21 protein-coding genes are annotated in these 20,663 nt (G+C 42.7%); 1 reads left to right on the forward strand and 20 read right to left on the reverse strand.

Going from position 1 to position 20,663, the window contains the following annotated elements; all coding sequences use genetic code 11:
* The first annotated feature begins 70 nt into the window (after positions 1–70).
* The gene (locus U869_RS0126620) at positions 71–541 is read left to right on the forward strand and encodes a S9 family peptidase (protein WP_232785401.1); all 471 of its coding nucleotides are present in this window, start codon (positions 71–73) and stop codon (positions 539–541) included.
* 123 nt (positions 542–664) lie between these two features.
* On the opposite strand, the gene U869_RS0126625 is transcribed toward U869_RS0126620, so the two are convergent.
* The 20 genes from U869_RS0126625 to U869_RS0126710 form a co-directional block, all read right to left on the reverse strand.
* The gene (locus U869_RS0126625) at positions 665–2,113 is read right to left on the reverse strand and encodes a TraI domain-containing protein (protein WP_025121931.1); all 1,449 of its coding nucleotides are present in this window, start codon (positions 2,111–2,113) and stop codon (positions 665–667) included.
* A complete protein-coding gene (locus U869_RS0126630) occupies positions 2,107–2,334 on the reverse strand; it encodes a hypothetical protein (protein WP_025121930.1) in 228 nt (75 codons plus the stop codon). The genes U869_RS0126625 and U869_RS0126630 overlap by 7 nt, the downstream gene beginning before the upstream one ends.
* Before the next feature lie 137 nt (positions 2,335–2,471).
* Positions 2,472–3,164 carry an N-6 DNA methylase gene (locus U869_RS0126635; protein WP_025121929.1) on the reverse strand — a complete coding sequence of 231 codons (693 nt, stop codon included), beginning with the start codon at positions 3,162–3,164 and terminating at the stop codon, positions 2,472–2,474.
* A gap of 89 nt (positions 3,165–3,253) precedes the next feature.
* A complete protein-coding gene (locus U869_RS0126640; protein WP_025121928.1) occupies positions 3,254–3,571 on the reverse strand; it encodes a TA system toxin CbtA family protein in 318 nt (105 codons plus the stop codon).
* Positions 3,572–3,593: 22 nt separating this feature from the next.
* Entirely contained in the window at positions 3,594–4,598 is a 1,005-nt protein-coding gene (locus U869_RS0126645) for an ArdC family protein (RefSeq protein WP_025121927.1), read from the reverse strand.
* 106 nt (positions 4,599–4,704) lie between these two features.
* Positions 4,705–5,175, reverse strand: a complete 471-nt coding sequence (locus U869_RS32325) for a hypothetical protein (RefSeq protein ID WP_025121926.1) — start codon at positions 5,173–5,175, stop codon at positions 4,705–4,707.
* Positions 5,175–5,516, reverse strand: a complete 342-nt coding sequence (locus U869_RS0126650; RefSeq protein WP_025121925.1) for a hypothetical protein — start codon at positions 5,514–5,516, stop codon at positions 5,175–5,177. Before U869_RS0126650 ends, U869_RS32325 begins: the two co-directional genes overlap by 1 nt.
* 100 nt (positions 5,517–5,616) lie before the next feature.
* Positions 5,617–6,066 carry an antirestriction protein gene (locus U869_RS0126655; RefSeq protein WP_025121924.1) on the reverse strand — a complete coding sequence of 150 codons (450 nt, stop codon included), beginning with the start codon at positions 6,064–6,066 and terminating at the stop codon, positions 5,617–5,619.
* Between the two features lie 113 nt (positions 6,067–6,179).
* Positions 6,180–6,464, reverse strand: a complete 285-nt coding sequence (locus U869_RS32330) for a hypothetical protein (RefSeq protein ID WP_071998298.1) — start codon at positions 6,462–6,464, stop codon at positions 6,180–6,182.
* A 114-nt stretch (positions 6,465–6,578) separates the two neighbouring features.
* A complete protein-coding gene (locus U869_RS0126660) occupies positions 6,579–6,860 on the reverse strand; it encodes a hypothetical protein (protein ID WP_025121923.1) in 282 nt (93 codons plus the stop codon).
* 345 nt (positions 6,861–7,205) lie between these two features.
* Entirely contained in the window at positions 7,206–8,111 is a 906-nt protein-coding gene (locus tag U869_RS0126665) for an integrase domain-containing protein (protein WP_025121922.1), read from the reverse strand.
* A 1,328-nt stretch (positions 8,112–9,439) separates the two neighbouring features.
* The gene (locus U869_RS0126670; RefSeq protein ID WP_025121921.1) at positions 9,440–11,080 is read right to left on the reverse strand and encodes a DUF885 family protein; all 1,641 of its coding nucleotides are present in this window, start codon (positions 11,078–11,080) and stop codon (positions 9,440–9,442) included.
* 2 nt (positions 11,081–11,082) lie between these two features.
* Positions 11,083–12,315, reverse strand: a complete 1,233-nt coding sequence (locus tag U869_RS0126675; RefSeq protein ID WP_025121920.1) for an MFS transporter — start codon at positions 12,313–12,315, stop codon at positions 11,083–11,085.
* Between the two features lie 9 nt (positions 12,316–12,324).
* Complete coding sequence (locus U869_RS0126680) at positions 12,325–13,686, reverse strand: FAD-dependent oxidoreductase (RefSeq protein WP_025121919.1); 1,362 nt, start codon at positions 13,684–13,686, stop codon at positions 12,325–12,327.
* A complete protein-coding gene (locus U869_RS0126685; protein ID WP_025121918.1) occupies positions 13,687–14,937 on the reverse strand; it encodes an acetyl-CoA carboxylase biotin carboxylase subunit family protein in 1,251 nt (416 codons plus the stop codon). It abuts the gene before it with no gap.
* 21 nt (positions 14,938–14,958) lie between these two features.
* A complete protein-coding gene (locus tag U869_RS0126690) occupies positions 14,959–16,206 on the reverse strand; it encodes an acetyl-CoA carboxylase biotin carboxylase subunit family protein (RefSeq protein ID WP_025121917.1) in 1,248 nt (415 codons plus the stop codon).
* A 76-nt stretch (positions 16,207–16,282) separates the two neighbouring features.
* Complete coding sequence (locus U869_RS0126695) at positions 16,283–17,032, reverse strand: isocitrate lyase/phosphoenolpyruvate mutase family protein (protein WP_025121916.1); 750 nt, start codon at positions 17,030–17,032, stop codon at positions 16,283–16,285.
* Positions 17,033–17,037: 5 nt separating this feature from the next.
* Complete coding sequence (locus tag U869_RS0126700; RefSeq protein WP_025121915.1) at positions 17,038–18,102, reverse strand: bifunctional transcriptional activator/DNA repair enzyme AdaA; 1,065 nt, start codon at positions 18,100–18,102, stop codon at positions 17,038–17,040.
* A gap of 434 nt (positions 18,103–18,536) precedes the next feature.
* Complete coding sequence (locus tag U869_RS30235) at positions 18,537–19,424, reverse strand: ABC transporter substrate-binding protein (protein ID WP_025121914.1); 888 nt, start codon at positions 19,422–19,424, stop codon at positions 18,537–18,539.
* Positions 19,421–20,662, reverse strand: coding sequence for an ATP-grasp domain-containing protein (locus tag U869_RS0126710; protein ID WP_025121913.1), 1,242 nt, complete (start codon positions 20,660–20,662; stop codon positions 19,421–19,423). The genes U869_RS30235 and U869_RS0126710 overlap by 4 nt, the downstream gene beginning before the upstream one ends.
* Between the last annotated feature and the right edge of the window lies 1 nt (position 20,663).

Below are 20,663 nucleotides of genomic sequence, written 5' to 3' on the forward strand. Positions count from 1 at the left end.
TACACATTGAATACATGACCAGGAAGAGGATGTGTGCGGCGTGGTTCTTATCGCAACGCCCGGGAGGCCGATGGGCGAGGTGTTGAGGGGGCAACTTAACGCTAATCCAGAAAACGAAATGCTATTAAAGCAGGCACTGCCGATAATTGATGCTCTGGAGCATCGGCGGCGAGTCGATATTACGAATATGCACCCAGCACTGCAAAGTCTCTTTAATCCTGCGGTTCAGGGGTTTTTGATCAATGCGTTTTCATATAATCCGGGTCATCTCATTTCGAGTATTTCCAAACCCGTGTTAGTGCTACAAGGGCAACGCGATCTCCAGGTGGAAGAAACGGATGCAAGACTGCTTAAGGCCGCGAATTCTCAAGCGTCCCTGGTTATGCTGCCCAATATGAACCATGTTATGAAAGAGGTGGCTTCGGACGATCGCAAGGCGAATATCGCGTCATACGCTGAACCCGCACTCCCCTTAGCTCCCGGTTTAATCGACTCGATCGAGCATTTCCTGATTCACAACTCACCTTTTCCCGAAAAGTAACAGTTGCTCAGCTCTCGGTGTCCAGCCAAAAAACGATTTACTTTTAAAGAGTTCAGCATGCTTTAAAGAATTCGTCTGCTCCTCGCTCAAAGCCGACTGTCGGATAAAATTGTACACAGAGCGTTAAGATTTTACCACCATAGACGGATTATCCTCAGGGATGTGATGATCTTCATAAAGCTTCTTGGCGACGATAAGATAGCCTGTCATTTTCTGAAATTTTCCCTCCCTAGCCTTGTCTTGATATACATGACAGGTATACATCACACCTTTATCCTGTCGATGTCTGCCTAATCGTTCAAACGCACTTTGTAATTTGGTTTTATCTGCGGAAGATTGGTGATTTTCTGCTAAAAACTGATGAAAGATGTTTGGCGCACGGATAAAGACATAACCTGCGATGATATGTATTCGAGAGTTGGCCGTATTGATTGAAAATTTTCCTGAGCAACACCCTTCTTTGAGCCATTGCCAAAACCCTTCCCCAATTCCATCTGCCTCTGGAGAGGGAATATTCTCTGATTCCTTTATTGCCAACGTTTCTGTTGACTGGACCGACTGAGCTGATACCGTCCCCTCGTCCAGTACCAAATCAGTCGGCTCAGAAAGCCCCATGACGGCCAATAAATTTCCAGTCACGTCCTCATCCAGCAAAGCAGGAGCTATACCCTTTTCAACAGTTGCGGCACTATCCAGGGTGAAAACGGGTGATTCGGGCAGAGCCTCCTCAACGAATTGGGAGGCAAATTGCAGTGACTGGGAAGATACAGAATCGAGTGAAACAGGTGGTACTGGGGTCAAAGCGATATTGGCAATGTCAGATACCGGTTTTCCTATTGATTTACTGATAGCTTCCGAGACGATGGCATTGACTATTCCTGACTCATTGCGAAATCCCGTCAAATATAACGATAGCGTGTTGAGCACCTCCGGCCAGGCACCCAACCAGAGCAATACCTCATCAGGAATGACTTTCCAGGCCAGCATCGCACTCAAACTCTGTACCAGCATCGCATCAGCAACGGGTTTGAAACGAAAACGGTAGGGTTCACCTGGCATCGCATTAAGCGGCATCCAGCGCTGGCCACTCTCCAGCTCAACCTCAATCTGGCATAACCTGTCGAGCGATTGCAGCATGGCGGCATAAACAATCACCGCATTCCAGGCGGTACTCTGTGAGGCCTGTTCTTCCGGTGGGGCCCCGACCGGTAGCAAATAATTTTTGGATAGCCGAGCGGCATAAGCCACTGTTTCAAGCAGGTGATCCACCATGCCTCCCAGATAGGCATGGTGATCGTTCTCCGTTGCTGGGAACTGCTGCATTAAAACAACGCAATGCTCCAACGGCTGCAGGTAATACTGCTGGTATAGGTTTTTTGGCAGCGATGAATAATCCCACAACATCTGTAGCCACTGCCCTCGCCTGAGTGGTGCCAACAACTCACAGGCCGACACAGGAGCATGATAACCGTCTGGCACATGAAGTGATAATGACTGCGTCGTGGCAGCTTTTTCGTCGTTAACTGTCTTGACTGACGGAACGGGCAGATACTTCATGAGAGACTTCAACATAAGTCATCCTCTATGCCCTTTTTCCAAGGTTTTGCTACCCAATATTGATGTATCTCTGCTTCATTTTCCCCCATCATCCAGTACAAAGCATCGCCCACAATCATCTCCAAAGGTACCTGCAACAAGGCTGCGATCCGCTGCTGCTCTTGCATCTCCAAAATCTCTTGTTCGGCGAGATCAGTCTGAAAAATCGGCGGGTTGAGTTCGAAAGGAAGTCGCATAACGTGGTCCTGTTTTCATGGAAAATAAGAGTCCCACTCTATAAAGACGGAATGCTACAGCAACAAACTATTCTAATATGAAGATTTAAAATTAAACCCCATGAAAAACGCCCCGATGCTGCTGGGGCGCGACAGTGTTATACCACCGACTTTTCGTGAGTTTCCAAACGTACAGACCAACCATGAAGGTAGTAAGCTGGTGTTCGAATAATGCGACTGTATTGCACCGTTAGTGAGTTGCCAGTGATGACCTCTGCCGGAATGTGTAATAAAGACAACTGCAGATAGCACATCGCCGCTGCAAGCGGATCAATATCGATACAGCTTGCAAACACCCATCGGTGTGGCGGGTAGCCCGCCAGGCTAAATTGCTCAGCCACCGCGATAACCATGCCACCGGCACCGCAAGCAGGTTCCCCCACGGTCAGGAACGACGCTTGTTTCAGTTTGCTCTCCAAGTCATGAACTGTCAGCGTTGCCATCATCCGGGAAACATCAAACGGCGTGAAAAACTGCCCACGTCGTGCATCACCCAGTTCGAGATTCATGAATATTCTACCAAGCATATCATCGTAAATCGGCTGCTGCTGACCAAGGCCGTTGCAGAGAATGCCCAACAGTTTCCCCATACGATTGACGTCATCACGCTCATACCGTTTCACCAAGGTAAGGTACTCATCCTCAAGCAACTGCGAAAAAGCCACCTGATTATGGACTGCACACGCGGCCATCTGTACGAAATCCCGAAAGACCTCGTAACGATGATGATAGCGAGCAGTTTGGTTAAATAATGCAATAAACTCCGCAACATGCGGATTGTGGTTTGTCATAAGGATGTTTCCTGAAGAGAGGGAAACATCCCCCCAGGGAGATGTTTCCCCTGGGGAGTGGCAGGTTAACTTAGTAACCCTGTGTAAAATCAGTCCCGCGTAAGTTTGTCGTCTCTCTCATCGATACAGACGAGTTGGACTTTTTCTGGCACAATTTCCAATACGGCAACCAAGAAGTTGCTCGGGGTCAACAAGGGACTCCGGGGAGACCAGGTATTCAGGTCTATCCGATCCAGGTGATATTTATCCACCAGTTGGTTAATCGCTTCAAACACCGGCACGTTAAGCTCAACCAGTTCCTGCACAACGGCATCGTCATGCAGGTTGGTATCGTTCAGCGTCAGCCCGAAGTGTTTTTCCAGCAAATAGGCCGCTATCGCCTGGTATTCACGAATTACAGTGTCCATCAAGTCCTCCTCCAATAGCAGCTCAGGCGGCAGCCAGGGCCTGTTCACGTAAAATAAGGTATTCAAAGGCTTCTCGAGCAAAGCGACTTGCCTGGAAGATAACCTTCTTGTCTTCCTTCAGTGCCTTCAACCAGGAAGCTATGTAGCTTTCATGCTGAATATCACCTTGAACACCCAGTTCGGCGCACAAAAATGCCGAACCGATTTCCGCCACAAGCTCTTCGAACGCATAAACCGGGTCCCCGAACCGGCGTGAAGAAGACGTGATACCTTCTCGCGCCAGTCGGGAAATATGTCCGGTGGAATGCACCAATTCGTGCAGCAGCGTACTGTAGTAATCAGCAGGGGAGTTGAACTGCACCGCTTCTGGCATCGTGATACGGTCGGATCTAGAGCTGTAGAACGCCTGATCCTGATGCCGGTGTACCACCGGTACGCCACTGCAGGCAACCACCTGCTCTGTCCGCTGGATACGTTCAATATCGTGTTGTTCGGGTGTTTCCTCAGTATCACCGTCCACACTCACTGGCGTCAGCAATTTCTCGGGTAAATTCTCACACTGCTCAACGTTGAACAGGTGAAAACTGGTCATGAAATTCCGCTGGGAAACAACAGCGTTCCCCTGTTCATCAAACATCGGCCTGCCCTGCTCATCCGTCTCTTTCTTCTCAAACGGCTTGAACAAGGTTACCAGCGTCGATATCTCGCCCTTGCGAACGTTACCACCAGCGTCCTGTGCCTGTTTGAACGTCAACCAACGGTGAGAGGTAAACCCCTTGTCAGCCGCATCGATCCACAGTAACAACACATTGATACCGCTGTAAGCCCGTCCTGTAATGGCGTTGGCCGGTAATCCGCTCATACTGACAGAGCGACCACCGGCAACAGTTCTCCACGGTTTGCGCCAGGGAGATGTCCCCTTTTCCAGCGCCGCGATGATTTTATCCGTCACCACCTGGAACAGATCCACCTTATCCTGGTGACGTGAACGTAAAGTTGCCTTTTTCCTGGTTTGTTTCGTTGTCATGGTCAGTCCTCGCCATAAAAAACGGGAACTTACCCCTTTACGGGAGTAAATCCCCGTAAGGGTTGTTAGTGCTAAAGTCGTGTTAATCGATAACAGCGTCAGTGTGTTAAAGTCCTGGTGGTAACGTCACCGCCAAGTGAAGGTGGGTATTTAACCAATCAGCAACCTGTTGCCACTCGGCACGTCCGACCGTCGAATGAATGACGTAACATGTCGGGCAATAGTGATTAACCAACAGCAACACCGCTATCACCAAAAAATCGTAAGGGTGATGACCGGTATCACACTGACTTTGCCGTCGTGCGGAGGATAACGACCGAAGCAGGCAAAAGGGGTCGCCCGACAGGCCTGCGGTATCATCACCATTAAAGGAGATAATGCCGACACCAATCAAACTGTCGTCATACCTCAGCGGTTTTGTGCCACTAAGGTCAAAGACAGTCAAAGGTTTACCCAGCCAGCGAAAACCCGCCTCGTTGCGTACCCCATCATGCACTCGAGTTACGGCACGGCACAGCTCGCGCCAAGCCTCATGGGGGATCGTTTTGATATGGGTGAAAAAGTAACACCGGCGCATTACCATCCCTCCAAAATCGCCATTGCTTCCTCCTGACCCACATTAAAGAAGTGGTCCCAGGCTCCAGGGCAAACCGTTCTGCCTAAGGCGACAACGTCGTCGAACAAAACCTTGCATGAATTATGGGTATAGCGGTATGGCTCCAACCCACATTTTTTAGCAAGTTCTTGTGCTAGCCAGGCGACCGTCCAGATATTATCGGTAAAACCGTCTTCATCCGGCTGTTTGCCAATGCCTAATTTCTCGTATGCGGCAATCGCCCGTAATTCACCTTCAAGGTTTGCCAGTTCACATAGATCATCGAGAGAAAAAGCGCTATTGGTCTGGTTTATCGTCATCATGGTAAGTCCTCTAGAATTAAAAAAGGGACTTACCCCCGCTAGGGAAGTCAGTCCCTATGGGGTGAGTAAAATCAAAAAATCGGCTTAGTAACCGTGGGTATCAGTCAATCGCGCCACCAATAGCGGCCCATTCAGGGTGTCGAACCGCAAAGCCACGCAGTCGATGGTAGTTCTCGATAAAAAATTCATGGCCCGATTCTGCCATAATGCACAGTGCATACAGCGATACCGTTATTCCCAGCGCCTGGGTACTCATCTCTCCACGGTAGTAGTTCGAATGAACCTCAATCCGGTAGATTTTCTCAGTCTGCGGACAGATGAAAAAACCCTCATCAGACTGCGTATACCAGCACCAAAAGTCACCCTGATAATCCTGGCTGAATTTCCGAGCATAGCCATAGCACAATCGAGTAAACGCGGCTGCTGCAATAAATGATTTATCTGGAGAAAAAACCTGTTGCATCATGAGTGAGACAAACCCGCTGTAGCCGTTGTCCCAATCAATGTTTTCCACGGTAACGACAGGTGTTGCCGATCTTGTCTGTGTCATTCCAAGTCCTTGTTAAAAACGCAGGACCCGCCCTTTGAGGGGGCACGCCCTGCAAAGATACAAATACTAGCCACCAGGGCAGTGCTGTCTTGTTATCGCAATGACGGCCACCGCTAGGCCTGGCCCACCACATCTTTCGATGACAATATTTCACCTTGCTCACTGACCATCGCTATACGCTCCCGCAATAAACGGCTGGCATGGCTAAAACAACGCCGATCCCGTTCACTCGCTCGCTTACAACTTAGGTTTTCCAATTCTGCAAGATGATGTTGCGCACTACCACGCCATGCCCGTCGTTCATCATTCCCGACACATGCGCAAAAGTGAGCATTAGCCAAGGTAAACATACGGTCCGTCGCATTCCGGTATTCCGCAACAAGAACAAAGGTTGTCATAAGTCACTCCGTATCAAACATGACAGGGAGTAATCCCTTTGTGGGGGAGCTACACCCCAAAAGGTTAAAGGATATCTACCAGGGAAAAATTCTCCCCGGCAGATATAAGAGCCATTAGCTCGCTGAAGTAATTATCAGTTTGTAATCGTCATACTTCACAGTGAAATATTCTGTAAGTTCGGTTGTTTCCTCGCCCAGACGAACAAATAGGGTTAGCGAAAATGTCACGGTTGTATCGGAAGAAACCGACCGCTTATTCCAGGCGTCCTGCGCTGCTTTTATCATCGCAAGTTGCCGACGTTCCCACTCAGCAATGCTGAAGCGGTCTACGGCGCGATCCCATGCAGATAACGTGATAGATACCGGTAAGAATGCCAGTTCTTTTTGTGAATCCATAGATGTCTCCTTACGCAAAAAATAAGGGAACATCTATCCCCTGGAGGGAAGCATGTTCCCTTGGGGATGAGTCAATCAGATAGGATGCCAATCAAGGCACGTTGGACAAGTCACCTTCATCGCAGCGAAATGCGATCCCCGCTCTCAAAGGTTCAGGGGGGTTACCGCTCTAAAGCGCGTCCTCTCAGGTTATGGTCGCTTTGGCTTGTGATTGCCCGAAGGCGTCCTTCTCAAATCACCAGGACATTGGCTGTTGTCAGAGACAACGGTTTAACGGTTAAAATCGTACATAAATAAAACATACTCGACAAGCCCCTTTCTGCATGTATTTTGCCGTTCTCACTATTAAGACTCATCATCACTCACTCGATTATAAACTCTGGCAACATAATGCCCGCGCCCATCACCATGCCCCAGATCCATCGATACCATTGCCTCCGCTTCTTTCCGGCTTAATCCTTTACTCATATGATAGTCCGTAGCCTCTTTGGAATAGGCATAACGAAGACTATGCGGAGATTCTTTCCCCGTTAACCCTGCCTCTTTGAGCGTATTTCGGTACCGATCAATAGCAGAATGCAGATTAGGTTTATCTATTAAACGTCCATTGTGTGTATCAACATATTTTATCGCCTCATTGACTGCACGAATAACCGTTTCGCGATCTACAACTGTGGTATCCCTCGGGCGTCCACCTTTGGTTTCGAATATAATCCGTATACGCTCATCACCTTTATTTAATGCCTGCCGCCATGTCTTTAATGACTTGGCAGATTGAACCGTTTCTTCCGTCCTCAATCCTAAATAACGGGCTAGTTGCATTGCAGCGGCAGCACCGTCGTCTTTATCACGTATATGGGCGAGCGCTGCGTGATAGCGCTCGTCTGAAATGGCTATTTTAGAGCCGTCACGACTAGCCCCAGATAAGCCGAGAGCCGAATTACTTAATCTTTCATGACTTGGATCGGCGAGTTTCGTCCTACCAGCAGTAGAAAACATCGCCCGAATAGCCGCCATTTCATTTTGCAGAGTACGTTTGGAGATATTTTCTGACAGACGATTCTTTATATAGAGCTCAACATGATTAGTTTTTACATTATTGACATCTCGGATCTGGATATTTAATTTCAACATACTTTCGGCAAAACGCGACACTATTCTGGCACGATCTGAAACAGTTTTAAAACTCCCACCCGACTTTCGAGCCAGCGTGATTAATTGCTTGCTTAACTGCTTATTGGCTCTCGACATCCCCCCTCCTTTCGTCTTGAAAAACGCACGACATTACCGCCTTCGTCCCGAGGGATGAAGGGCGTACCGAACTGCATTTTTGATGTACGCCAAAACGTCTGAACAACGTTCAGCACGACGGTGATACATCCTGGCCCCGACGACACGGTGTGATTTGCGCTTCCTGCGGCTCGACTGATAACTGTGCGTCGGAGTGGCAAAATGTTGAGTTCTTGTGAGGTATCCACAGCTCGCTGAGCTGCTTGCGGCTTTCGCCGGTACCTGACTACTGCCAGGTCACCTCCATCTATCAGCTTTCGCTAATGTTGCCATCGTTACCGAGTCGATTGTTCTCCTTCATTTCATAGATAAGCGTCTTCATGGGTTATCCCGTTTTTACGACGCGATGGTTAAAAAAATGTCATTTTACATGCGCTGAATGGTCAGTAGTCCGTGGTTCGGCCAGGGCACTACGTGTCGGTCAGAGCGTAGAAGACGTTGGTAAAGCCCGTATTACGTGGGTTTGTCCGTTATGCGCTTTGCGCGTCACTTGGTATATGCTTCGCAATTACACAAGTGACGCGCTGCGCAGCTCCCGCGCCAATTGCTGCTTCTGCAGATGCCAAATGTTCCAATTGGCATAGCAGAACGCCGCAAATGTTGCCAGGATTGCTGGACGTCGATCCAAAAAGATAAGGGCGTAGACATGATGCTTCTCCTGGTAATGGAGAAACTATCCCGCCGGGAAGTTTCCCGCTGGGTGTCAGTTGTCGTGATGAAACTGACTGCCTGTGAGTGGATAAATGCACCTTCATCGCAGTGAACTGCGATCCCCGCTCTCAAAGGTCCAGGGGGGTTACCGCTCTAAAGCGCGTCCTTTCAGGTTAAGGTCGCATTGGCTGTGGTCGCTCGAAAGCGTCAGTCTCAGACCACGCTTCTCTCCGTATGACTTTGGCTATGTGATCACCCTAGGGCGCTTCTCTCAGATCACCTGCGCACTCCTTGTACTGAAGCATTGGCTGTTGTCATCGACAACGATAGAACAGGGGAATCATAGAGGAGAGTCCAGAGATCTTCAACAGAAACAAGGCGGGGATATATGCAGCAGAAGAGACGGGGTTTTGCACATACCCACCGCCAGAGTCTGTTCGCTTGTCCCGCTCACAGACCGCTCCCGTTTGCCAGGGTACTAGGTGACCCCCGGCTTCACTGGCTTTTCTGACCGTGGATATGTGCATAACTTAAATTAGAATATATTCGAAAAATAAACCCTAGAACTTCCTCAACACTATAGCGCTCGTGAACTCCCCCTAAAAAAGGAAGAGTTTACGACATTCAATTATTTGATATTAGCTTTCAGAAAAATAACTTTCCTTTAGCACAGCATTTTTTATAGCATGCAAAGGAGCTACACCATGCTTTAATAATCCCTCATGAAATTTCTTATAATTAAATTCACTACGCATAGACAAAATACATTGTTGTCTTAATGTTTTTATATGAAACTTTCCTGTGGCATAAGATAAAGCCTGTGCAGGATACTCGATATAACGATTAATTTCACGTTCAGCTTGAATCTCCGAAAAATGAGTGTTTTGATGAAGATAGTCAACTGCATCTTTTTTGGTCCAACCATAAAAGTGTAATCCAGTATCGACTACTAGCCTGGCAGCACGAAAAAGCTCCTGCAATAATTTCCCTTTTAATTGTTCATGAGATTTATATAATCCCAATTCCTCAGCAAGATCTTCAACATATAAAGCCCACCCTTCAATAAAGCAATTAAACCATGCTGTTTTTCTGTAATCAGGTAGTGATAATTTTTGCACATATTCAAATTGGGCGTGATGTCCCGGCAACGTTTCATGGAAAATCATAGCGTTGGCCGAACCCTTTGCTTCACCGAGCATACTAGTTGGGTTAATATACAAAGTACCAATATCACCATTGTCATTGCCGGGCATATAATAAGCCGTAGGGGAAGAATCAGCGAGGTGTGGAGGGATTTTCTTAACGTTAATCGCACTTATACCATCAAAATTAAATACAGCGCCAAACATGGATTCAACATTATTAATAATGTTACTAAAATCCGAGAAAAACTCCTCTTCATTTCCATATACATCTGAAGACTGATGTTTACTCAACCAACGATTAAATGTGACATCATTCGAGCAAAATTGCACATTAGGGTTTAGTAAAAACATATTTTCATGAATTCTTTTAACTTCATCTAAACCAAGCGCATGAATTTCTTGTGGTGAAGAAAATTCATCAGTATGATGTTTCACTAATTCAACGTACTGCTGTAAACCATTTTCGATGTAAAACATACCAGGCATACTATCGTCTCGGCAATTGTTTACGATAGATTGCAATACTTCGATGTAACGGGTAATTGCAGGAGCAATGGAAACGGCGTAAATTTTATGACATGCTTTCAGAAAAGCATCATCTAATTCTTCAGGAAATAATTCACACCCATTATTATTTAAAATAACCCCCCAACGTTCAATAGCAGAGTGAACACAAGAAGCAAGAGGTTTTCTATTATTTAAATATGCACGAATACATTCTTCGCCGCAGCTATCTAAATAACCCCCTACAGAATCCAATATTTTTAAGAAATAAATTTTATCTGAATCGCGCTTTGTTTCCATCGATGGAATAAGACCCGAAATACGCCCTAAAGGAGAATGGTCGTATCCAACAACAAATGTCCCCCATAAGCGCATTTGGAGTTTGAGAGCCAACTCTTCCGCTTGAGAAATCAGAATATAATAATCGATATTCTTCATATCACCAGTATAAATACTTAGTGAATTAATACAGTTCTCAAGTCGACGATTACAATAACTAAGTAATTCGTCATTAAGGACAGGTAACACTTTGTCCTTAACTGCTAAGACTCTAAACGCATCATCTAATGGATCTAATTCGTAACGAATTTCTAGTAACTCTTTACCGATAGTTGTTAATGTATTCATCATAATCACTCGTTAGATTCAATTCCTTTGGGGCTTGAAATAGCCTCACATCCAACAGGCTTCATTCCCATATAAATTAAAATAGAACAAACTATTGCCGATAAAAAACAAAAAATCCAAACCGCGTTAGTGTTCCATGCAAGCAATTTAAGCCCTAGTATTGGACCTAATGCATTACCCATAGTAAAACTCACTTGATTTGCAGCAATATATTGCCCTCTTGATGAAAGAGGGAAACTCGCAGGGTAAGCAAACATCGTTGGCCCACTTATCATTAATCCGCCAACAACTATCAATGAACTTATGATGATAATATTGCCAAAATTTAACGTAAATCCAAATGTTGAAACACCTAGGCATAAAAAGAACGTGCCACATAAAGCTGGTTTCCAAGCAGGGAGATTGCGGATAATACTGCTGATTTTTAATTCGCACAGAATAAGCGTTATCGATGATGAAACCAATAACATGCTATAGACTTCCAATGGAAAGCCATTCTTTTCGATAGCAACAGGTACTGAGGAATAAAATTGAATGTAAACCATTGAACTGATGAACATTGCCAACAAGAAATACCAGTATTTAATATCCTTTAAAACAACACTCCAACTTCCTTGTATATTGGCATTTTTATCGGCGGGATCAGCTATGGTATTTTCTTTAAGCAAGAATACAGCAATAAGAGCGAAAGAAAATGCCGTTAGTCCATTAAGCCAAAAAACATATTTCCAATCTAATGCAACAAGAAAAGTAGCTACTATTGGACCAATTGCAGCACCTATGTTCAACGAAATACGGAACATAGAAAATCCGATGACATGAAATTCAGTCGGCAAATAATTACTCAGCATAACTGACGCAGATGGGCGATACATTTGAGAAAAAAATCCACAAATAAAAATGATCGACACCCATAAATATGATGGATAATTTGGGTTGACAAATATAGGAATCAAAACGACACTTACAGCAAGGCCTAACGAAGCTAAAATAATGTTATTTCTATTCCCGAATGACACTCCAAAATTAGAGCCTGCAATTGCTCCCAATATAGACGAGCCGCAAAGCAAAGTTAATCCCAAACCGGCTGCATCACTGGAAAATCCTTGATGTATCATGAATACAATCAAGTATGCTTGAATGAAAAATCCAAACTGATTTATGAAAGTGCCAAATAGTAGGTATTTGACATTTTCATTTATTTCCTTCCATATGCTTAATATAGATTTATCGTCCATTATGAATCCTCAAATGTTAAACACTTTGCTTTGTTGGAAAGATACAGAAAATGGATCAAACCTTTCCCGAAAAATGTCATGGATTGACTTAACATAACGAAAATGTCGCTGTTGAAAAATCCCGTCATCAGAATCGGGGAAATTTATATAAGAAGCGCTGCTTAAAAAAGGTTGTGCAATAGCATCCAACTCATGAAGCCACAAACATTGCCCATGACTTATTTTACCTTCTTCTTCTTTAACCCAAGACGTATCAAAAGAGGCTAAATACTCTGCATTGCGGCCAGGAGAACATGAAATAACAGATTTATTCTCTTTCACTTTACCGCCCCAGGCGAAAAGCCCAAAACCAGCGCCATCAACATTTTTTGTAGTAGGCCAACTTTGCAAAAATTTCATGATTCGCTCAAACCCTTTGAGACCAATGGGTTTAAATGCGAATCGACTTTTAATTTTGAAAGCGCCACCTGAAGTTTGATGAAGCGCCCCTTCCATTGCTTCATAATAATGGCATTTTTTTGTAGTCCATTCACTGCTATTCAAGCAATCACCAAAATAGGCTTTAATATCAAAGTTTTCATCATCAAGCACTTGACCTGATAATGTGATTGATGTCACTTTTTCAATACCCGTAATATTTGCACCAATGCGCATTGATACATTATTCGGTGCATCGATAAGCAAACGCTCAAGGCGTTCGAGCAATTGACAATCACCATTGAATGGCCAACTGGCATTGAACATCGTCACGTTATAACAGGGGTAGGTTTTAAAGATCAGTTCTGTAACTATACCAAAATAACCACCACCACCACCTTTTAAAAGATCAAAAAATTCAGGATTTTTCTGTTGATTAACTACAAATTTCTCACCACTAAAAGTGATCAATTTTATTTCCTGTAGAGCATCACAAGTCAATCCATGCTTACGTGAAGTATATGCTGCACCTCCGCCTAAAGTCAGACCAGTAATTCCTACATCTTGATTTGTGCCAGTGGAAATTGCGCGATTGTGTTTTTTTAAAATCTGATTAATGTCATATACACGAGTACCGCCTCCGACACTGACCAAATTAGTATCTTGATCTAGAGATACGTTATTAAAATTCGACATTTTAATGATAATATCACCGGAAAGACTGCGTCCTTCAAAATCGTGCCCCGTTGAATACACTGATATTTTCATACTATTAAATTGGCAAAATTTTATAATTGAAATTATATCCTCATCTGTTTTTGGTGCTACGACAATGTTCTTTTTTTCATGTAACACCGCCTCATTATATGCAGTTAATTGGGTGTCACCATCAGTGATAATATAATCAAACATTGCGGAGAATTTTTCAAAATCAGTTGGATTTAAAATTTTCATTCAACGCTCCTCATAGGTAATCACAACAGTGTTTCCCAAAAGTGCGATTTTATCTTTTAACTCTTGTTGTGAATTGGCAATAAGCATTGCACTACCATTTCTATGCCAGGAAGATTCGGGATAAAATGTTTGATCACCGTCTTTAATAGACAAGGAAAAATTAAACACACCTAATTCATTAATTAAATCGTCATTTATTATTATTTTTTTGATAATACCTTCTTCACCACCGTAAAAATGTACCATCGCATGATGTTGGTTTTCATTCGGTGGAGTTTCAATTTGTTGGCCACGCATTAAACAATGATAATTCCTCACTACATCATAGCAATAGGCTCGCTCAATAAGCTCAACAATGCCATCACCAGGGAAACGACCGGCACATTCGACAAGGTAAAATCCTTTTTCATTGTGGATCCATTCGCAATGAACTACACCATAATGAAAATCAACCGCAGACACTAATTTTTGCGTTAATTTAACGAGTTCATTTTGATATTTAAGATCCAGAAATGCAGGTACAATGTGACCTTTTTCTACAGGTCGAACACCATCAAAAAGCATTTTTTGTGTAACATTGGAAAAAATAATTTCATTATCTTTAACCAAAGCTTCAACACTGTATTCGTTGCCCGTGATAAATTCTTCAATAAGCGTTTCTGAAATAAACTCTCTGTCTGGTACCATAGCACCTTCATCTTTGATCTGGGCTAACGTCCATGAATCAAAAAGCTTATCCTTATCATGAACAATAACAGTTCCAACAGAGCCTTGCCTATTAGAAGGCTTCAAAATTATTGCCCCCTGCGAAAACATAAAGAACTCTTCTGCCTGCTGGTAGGTCGTAATAGCTTCAGATCTTGGATTATTTATCCCAAAAGCTTTCGATACATTTCGAAGCTTGCTCTTATCTCGCATTAACAAACTTGCACCATAAGTAGCTCCTGGAACGTTAAAACGCTCGGCTAAACGTGCAGCGCAACAGGTTGCATACTCTACAGCAGGCACAACACTAACAATGTTCAATTCTTTTAGTGAGGCGTAAAGGGCATCGGCAGCATATAAATGTTGATATTCATATGGCAATAAATCGTAAACGATATCTTTTCCTTCTATTAAGGCTGTGATATTTCGCTTTCTGATAACATCGGGTTCCTCAATGATCAATACACGATAGCGCTCATGCATTGTTTGCAATGAGTTTATCGCAGCCAAGGTAAAGCCTACCAAAACAATAATTGGTTCGTTCATTTTAATACCTCAAAAATATTTTTAGTTAATTGTTACGCTCTTGGCGCTAGGCACGATTTTTACTTCGTCAATTATTGATTCAACAAGCCTTTGTGCATTTTCTATTTTTTTATCAACGGCTATCACAAATGCAGCTCGTGACATATAGGCCGTTGGAGGTAGGGCCAAGAATGTATTAGCTGCTGCAAGAGTAACGCACTGCACCTGACGTAAATTGGCTACTCTGGCAGGAATGACTATCTCACTGACGTGAATGTCGGTATCTGGGTATTTAAATTCAATAACAGCAACTAGGTCATTGCTACATTCAATATCGATCTGCTCACTACAAGCAACTCTCGCTGCTACTATACCAGGTTTGATACCAGTGGCTAAAGAGGCTAAGTATGGGATCAGATCCCCACCTAGACGACCATTTATTTCGACGATCACATACCCTTTAGGTGTGATCTTAAGTTCTGTATGTGTAATGCCATTTTCGAATGCTATTGCTCGATGAGCTTGCTCTAATACACTGATAAGATTACTGTCTTTCAAAAGTGGGTCATTGCTATCTACAACATGGCCAATCTCTTCAAAATGTGGATGCATGCCAACATTTTTACGAGCAATAAACATGTGCTGATAGCGACCATTAATACAATATCCATCAACGCTGATTTCAGGTCCGGTAAGATACTCTTCAACAAGAACACTATCTTTAAAATCGTCAGCACCTTCGCTGCTGACAGTAAAAGATTCACTAAACCTGGCTGACAATTGATCTGCATCGGAAACTAAAGCAACACCGATACTGCCCCCCATTCCTCGAGGTTTAACCACCAGTGGATAACCGACTTCGCAGGCAAAACTCAGAGCATCGGTAACGGTCAGGCATAATTTACATGCTGGTTGCTGTAGGCCTGCATCGCTAATTAATTGACGTGATAATGCCTTGTCTCTGCACCCACGGATGCCTTGAATTCCTGCTGAAGGGAACCCCAAAGTTGTAGCCACATCAGCAGTCGCAATAATATAGCGTTCATCCCAACAAACCAGTCCAGACAACAATTCTGTATCAATGACGTCTTCTACTGCCTTCCTCAATGATTCGTTTGAGTAATCACTTATGCGAGAAACACCTTTAATGTAAGGTTGTTGCCACGAAACGTCTTCAGCTAAAAACAACCATACATCATACTGTGATGACATTTGTTCTAGCAAATATTTACGATATAACTCTGACCCACAGGCTACTAGTCCAACAAGTTTACGACTTTTATTATCCATAATGTTACCTATGCAAACATTAATTTATAACGCTAGTTCTCAAACTAGCGTTTATTTAACACATTATTATCTTTGATCATTTTTTTGTTTTTTGTTGAAAAAAATCACAAAATTCAAACCAAGATTTTGGCCCAATACTGACACGTTTCACACCACATTTCCTATGAGCATCAATATCCGGATTGTCGCTGAGATCCATGACATTTACAGGTAAACTTACAGCAGAGCAAATTTCGTTGATGACCTCAGGGTCAGTTGTACCCGGTATAAAGAATCCGTTAGCGCCTGCATCTTTATATGCACGACCTCTCTCAATAGCCGAGTTTATGAGTGTTCTATGTAATTCGACATTGCTTTCCTTTAAAAATACATCTGTTCGCGCATTAATGAACAAACCATATTTGTGCAAATCAGCGACTTCACGTAATGCCGCAATCCTTTTACATTGAGTTTCGACGTCATAAATCCCTTGTTCATAAATGTTTTGATCTTCAAAATTTATGCCAGCTACGCCCAACTCTAACAACGCCAACAAATTTCGTTGAATTGTTTTAATATCAGCCGCATAACCGCTTTCGAAATCGACTGTTACAGGTAAATTTACTGCATTTACTATGTTTTTAATAACGATTAAAAATTCAGGATAAGGAATTGTTTGTCCGTCATTATAGCCCTGAGCTTCAGAAACCGACCAACTACTTGTAGCCACAGCTGATGCACCATTTTTTGCAACAATTTTCGCTGTCCCTGCATCCCAGATATTGTATAGAAATAAAGGAGATTCTTGTTCATGCAGTTTTTTCAATAAATCACTTTTTTGATTCATAACTTTCATCCTTTATGTTGATTAGAAACTCTTCTTTCATGTTCAATCAGCCACTGTTTTCGCCAAAGACCACCTCCATAACCGGTTAAAGAACCATCAGCACCAATAACTCTGTGGCATGGAATAAGTATCGATATTTGGTTTGCTCCATTGGCTCGCGCAACTGCTCGTGTGGCAGATATATTTCCTATCTGTTTCGCGATATCAGAATAGCTTTTCAACTCACCTATTGGGATACTACGTAATGCGTCCCAAACGGTCCTATTAAATTTTGTACTGAAATCTGCTAGCGGTATACTAAAATTGAGTAAGTCTCCCGAAAAATAGCGGTCAAGTTCATATTTCAAAAGTTGACTAATTTCAGATTCGCCAATAACTATTTCAGATTTAGTCAAAATTTTTAGCTGTTCAATCTCAGCTGGTAGTGCCTTTCTGTCAAGAAACTCCAATAGGTAAAGTGAACATTTATCTACGATAGCTACCATAGTACCTATTGGAGTTTCCAACCAGTCAGCCTTAAGAAAAGAACAGCTCTTTACATTTTTAGGTGGGGTCCCAATATATTTTGTAATAGCAGTTCTGAAACCACTTCCAGAATCATAACTCGCTTGCACCTGCGCATCAATGACCGACGTTCCGCCAGTTAACGACTCAATGCTGCAACTAATTCTTCTTAGTTTAGCAATTTCTAAAAATGTGACACCGAACTGCCTGCGGAATACGCGCCTTACTGTTGATGGATCGAAGCCCAGCGACACTATTTCGCTTTCAGACCATTTCTTGATTGGATCTTCATCAAGCATATTAAGAAGTTTTTCAATCACAGGCTCTCGAGTCAACCCCAGACTCATCGGTCTACATCGTTTACATGGACGGTACCCAGCTTCTAATGCTGAAACCATTGATGGATAAAATGTTGTATTTTCACGTTTTGGCTTACGTGCCGGACAAGTTAGTTTGCAAAATACACCAGTACTTTTAACACCAACATAGGCAAATCCCTCATATGACGGATCCCTTTCAAGAAGAGCTTGGTACAGAACATCATCAGATGGTATATCAAATAGCATATCATTGATCTTCTTTAGTTAAAGTAACTTGATGTTAATACATTGATAAATTCTTTGCGACAAAAATCGGGCACCTATTCTAAATTTACATAAACACCTTAAAGATTACTAATTAACACCATAAAATCAGCATATTGTTTTGCCACAAGCCATATAACAGCATTATGTTTTAATGACGAAGCTGTCATTGTTTTAACAACTTACCTATGGCATCACATTATTTTTTTATATTCATTAAGTTTTCAATATACATTTATTGAGTATCATTATGAAAATCATTGGATAAATACGATTTGCAATCTCAAATTTTTCAACAATAAAATGAGATGTTCGTCACGTTTTTGTGCAATACCATCATTGCAGATCTACATATGTCCGTGAATAGTGTCTACCACTCCTTTCATGATCTTTCAATAGTCACTGTGAAAATAATTTCAATCTACGTCTTCTGTCATTAAAATGACATCACCATAACAATTTTCACTGTCAAAATCCTGCAACCCAAGATATGTATTTATATTATTCCTTTCATTCAAACCATAACAATTATGAACATCATTGCTACTTGCTAATGCCAAAGCAAGTAATGTTTCATTCCAATAAGGTCGATTCCTACTATCCCTAGTTATATGAGATACTGATCGAACTCTAGAAATTCGATGTGGACGTAATATAAAAGATTGCAAAACTTCATGGCAATCAGAATCGTCGATAAGTATTACTCTATATACCCTAACCTGTGTCAAAATTTTGACGATATGTGCTGCAAAGTCACTATGGCCGATAATAATATAATTATCAGTTAATTCGATATGCCTTGGCACAGACCTGACGATGGTAATCCCACGTAGTAAAGGTATGTACTCAATCAACCTATTGCCGTATTCATTATCTTGAACAATTGCATATATAGCTCCCCCATTATTGTTACTTACGCATTCTTCAATGCAATGTGCCATGAGTGCAGCGTTATTCTTTTGATATTTAAACATCATAGCATTATTTTTTTGCCTGGCAACATTGAGTTCGCATGCCGTTGATGCAGGTAAAATCAACGGAATTGCATTTTTTGCATACAATGGTAACGCCGCCAAGGCTGCAAAACTTGAAAAATGCCCGACAACAATATCTGCCCCCCATTTGATTAACTCAATTGCGGCTTTTTCCCCACCCGCAATTGATTTCTCATCGTTAGCAATTTTAATAATGTTTTGCTTAAACTCGGGAAAATGTTTGAGGCTATGATTAATAGCCTCGATAAAAGTTCTTGTATGGCTGTTAGCTTCCTTTCCCAGAGCAATAGCCAATCCAATTTTTTTCATCGTGTCGTTACAACCACTTGTTGACTATAACGCATCGCCTTATCTTCAGTTTCTTGACGACTATCACCCATTACTCCCAAAAAACCAATGATATCGTTACCCAGTGGCGGGCGTTTGATAGTATCACCTTTTGCAGCAATGATTTTCAGCATAAATATTTCCGGATCGTTAATAACATTTTCAGGAATATGGATCGCATCAATTTGACCAGCTGATGATGTTAAACAAAGAGCGAAGGTATCTTTTCCTGTGGGAACATAATTCAAATATTCTGGTTTATCACCAACGGCAACATTAATAGTAGCTTTGATAGGACAGTAATTAGCTGAGATTCGGGCCATAAAATCTAATCCTCCACCACCGGCACGAGCAGCAATTTCGACGATGTAGGGCAATCCTTGATGGAAGCGAATTTCTGCATGCATCACACTACGGGTGAGTCCTTGAGCTAGTGCACCTGCATGTACTGCTGCATGAACGCGTTGCAGATCTTCAATGTTTAGATCTGTTGGTGCATGATGAACATCATCATCAAATGAGTTACCTTCCAGTGTCACCCGATCGACAATGGATCCGAGTACCGTTGTGCCGTCCCAAGAATAGGCTTCAATCAAAAACTCACGACCGTCTAAATATGATTCAACCAACAATGAATTGACCCCCAACAAGTCTGTAATGCCTTCATTTGTAAACTGACTCATCTTACTAATGCCAGTCAATGCAGTTTCAAAAACGTCCTCAAGTTCTTTTTTATTATTTATTTTATAGACAAATTGGCTAGCAGATCCCAATGTAGGTTTCAAAATTACTGGGTAACCAAATTGCTCTGCAGCAGCTACAGCCTCGATAAGAGTAGGTGTTAACCTAAATTCTGGATGGGGTGCTTCCCCGACTTCATGGGCCTCACGCATTGCGATTTTATTTCGACTTTTCACCGCTGCATCTACAGATATTGAAGGTAGTTGCAGAGCATTTGCAATCATTGCCGTTGCAATAACACTGTTTTCGGCAAAGGTAAACACCCCATCAAAGTTTAAATCTTGGTGGAGATGCTTGGCCAAACTGGTTAATTCACCAATATTCATGCTATTAGCAATAAAAAACCGGTTCGAATGCCAATGATCACTGTCAGCAATCCCTGACAGTACATATAATTCGACGCCTAATTTTTCCACTTGCTGGTAACGTGCTTTATAATAATCACCAAATTGACCTACTTCTATTGCCAATAATTTCATT

Origin of the sequence: Serratia sp. H1w (genome assembly GCF_000633355.1) — a bacterium.
Taxonomy (GTDB): Bacteria; Pseudomonadota; Gammaproteobacteria; order Enterobacterales; family Enterobacteriaceae; genus Chania.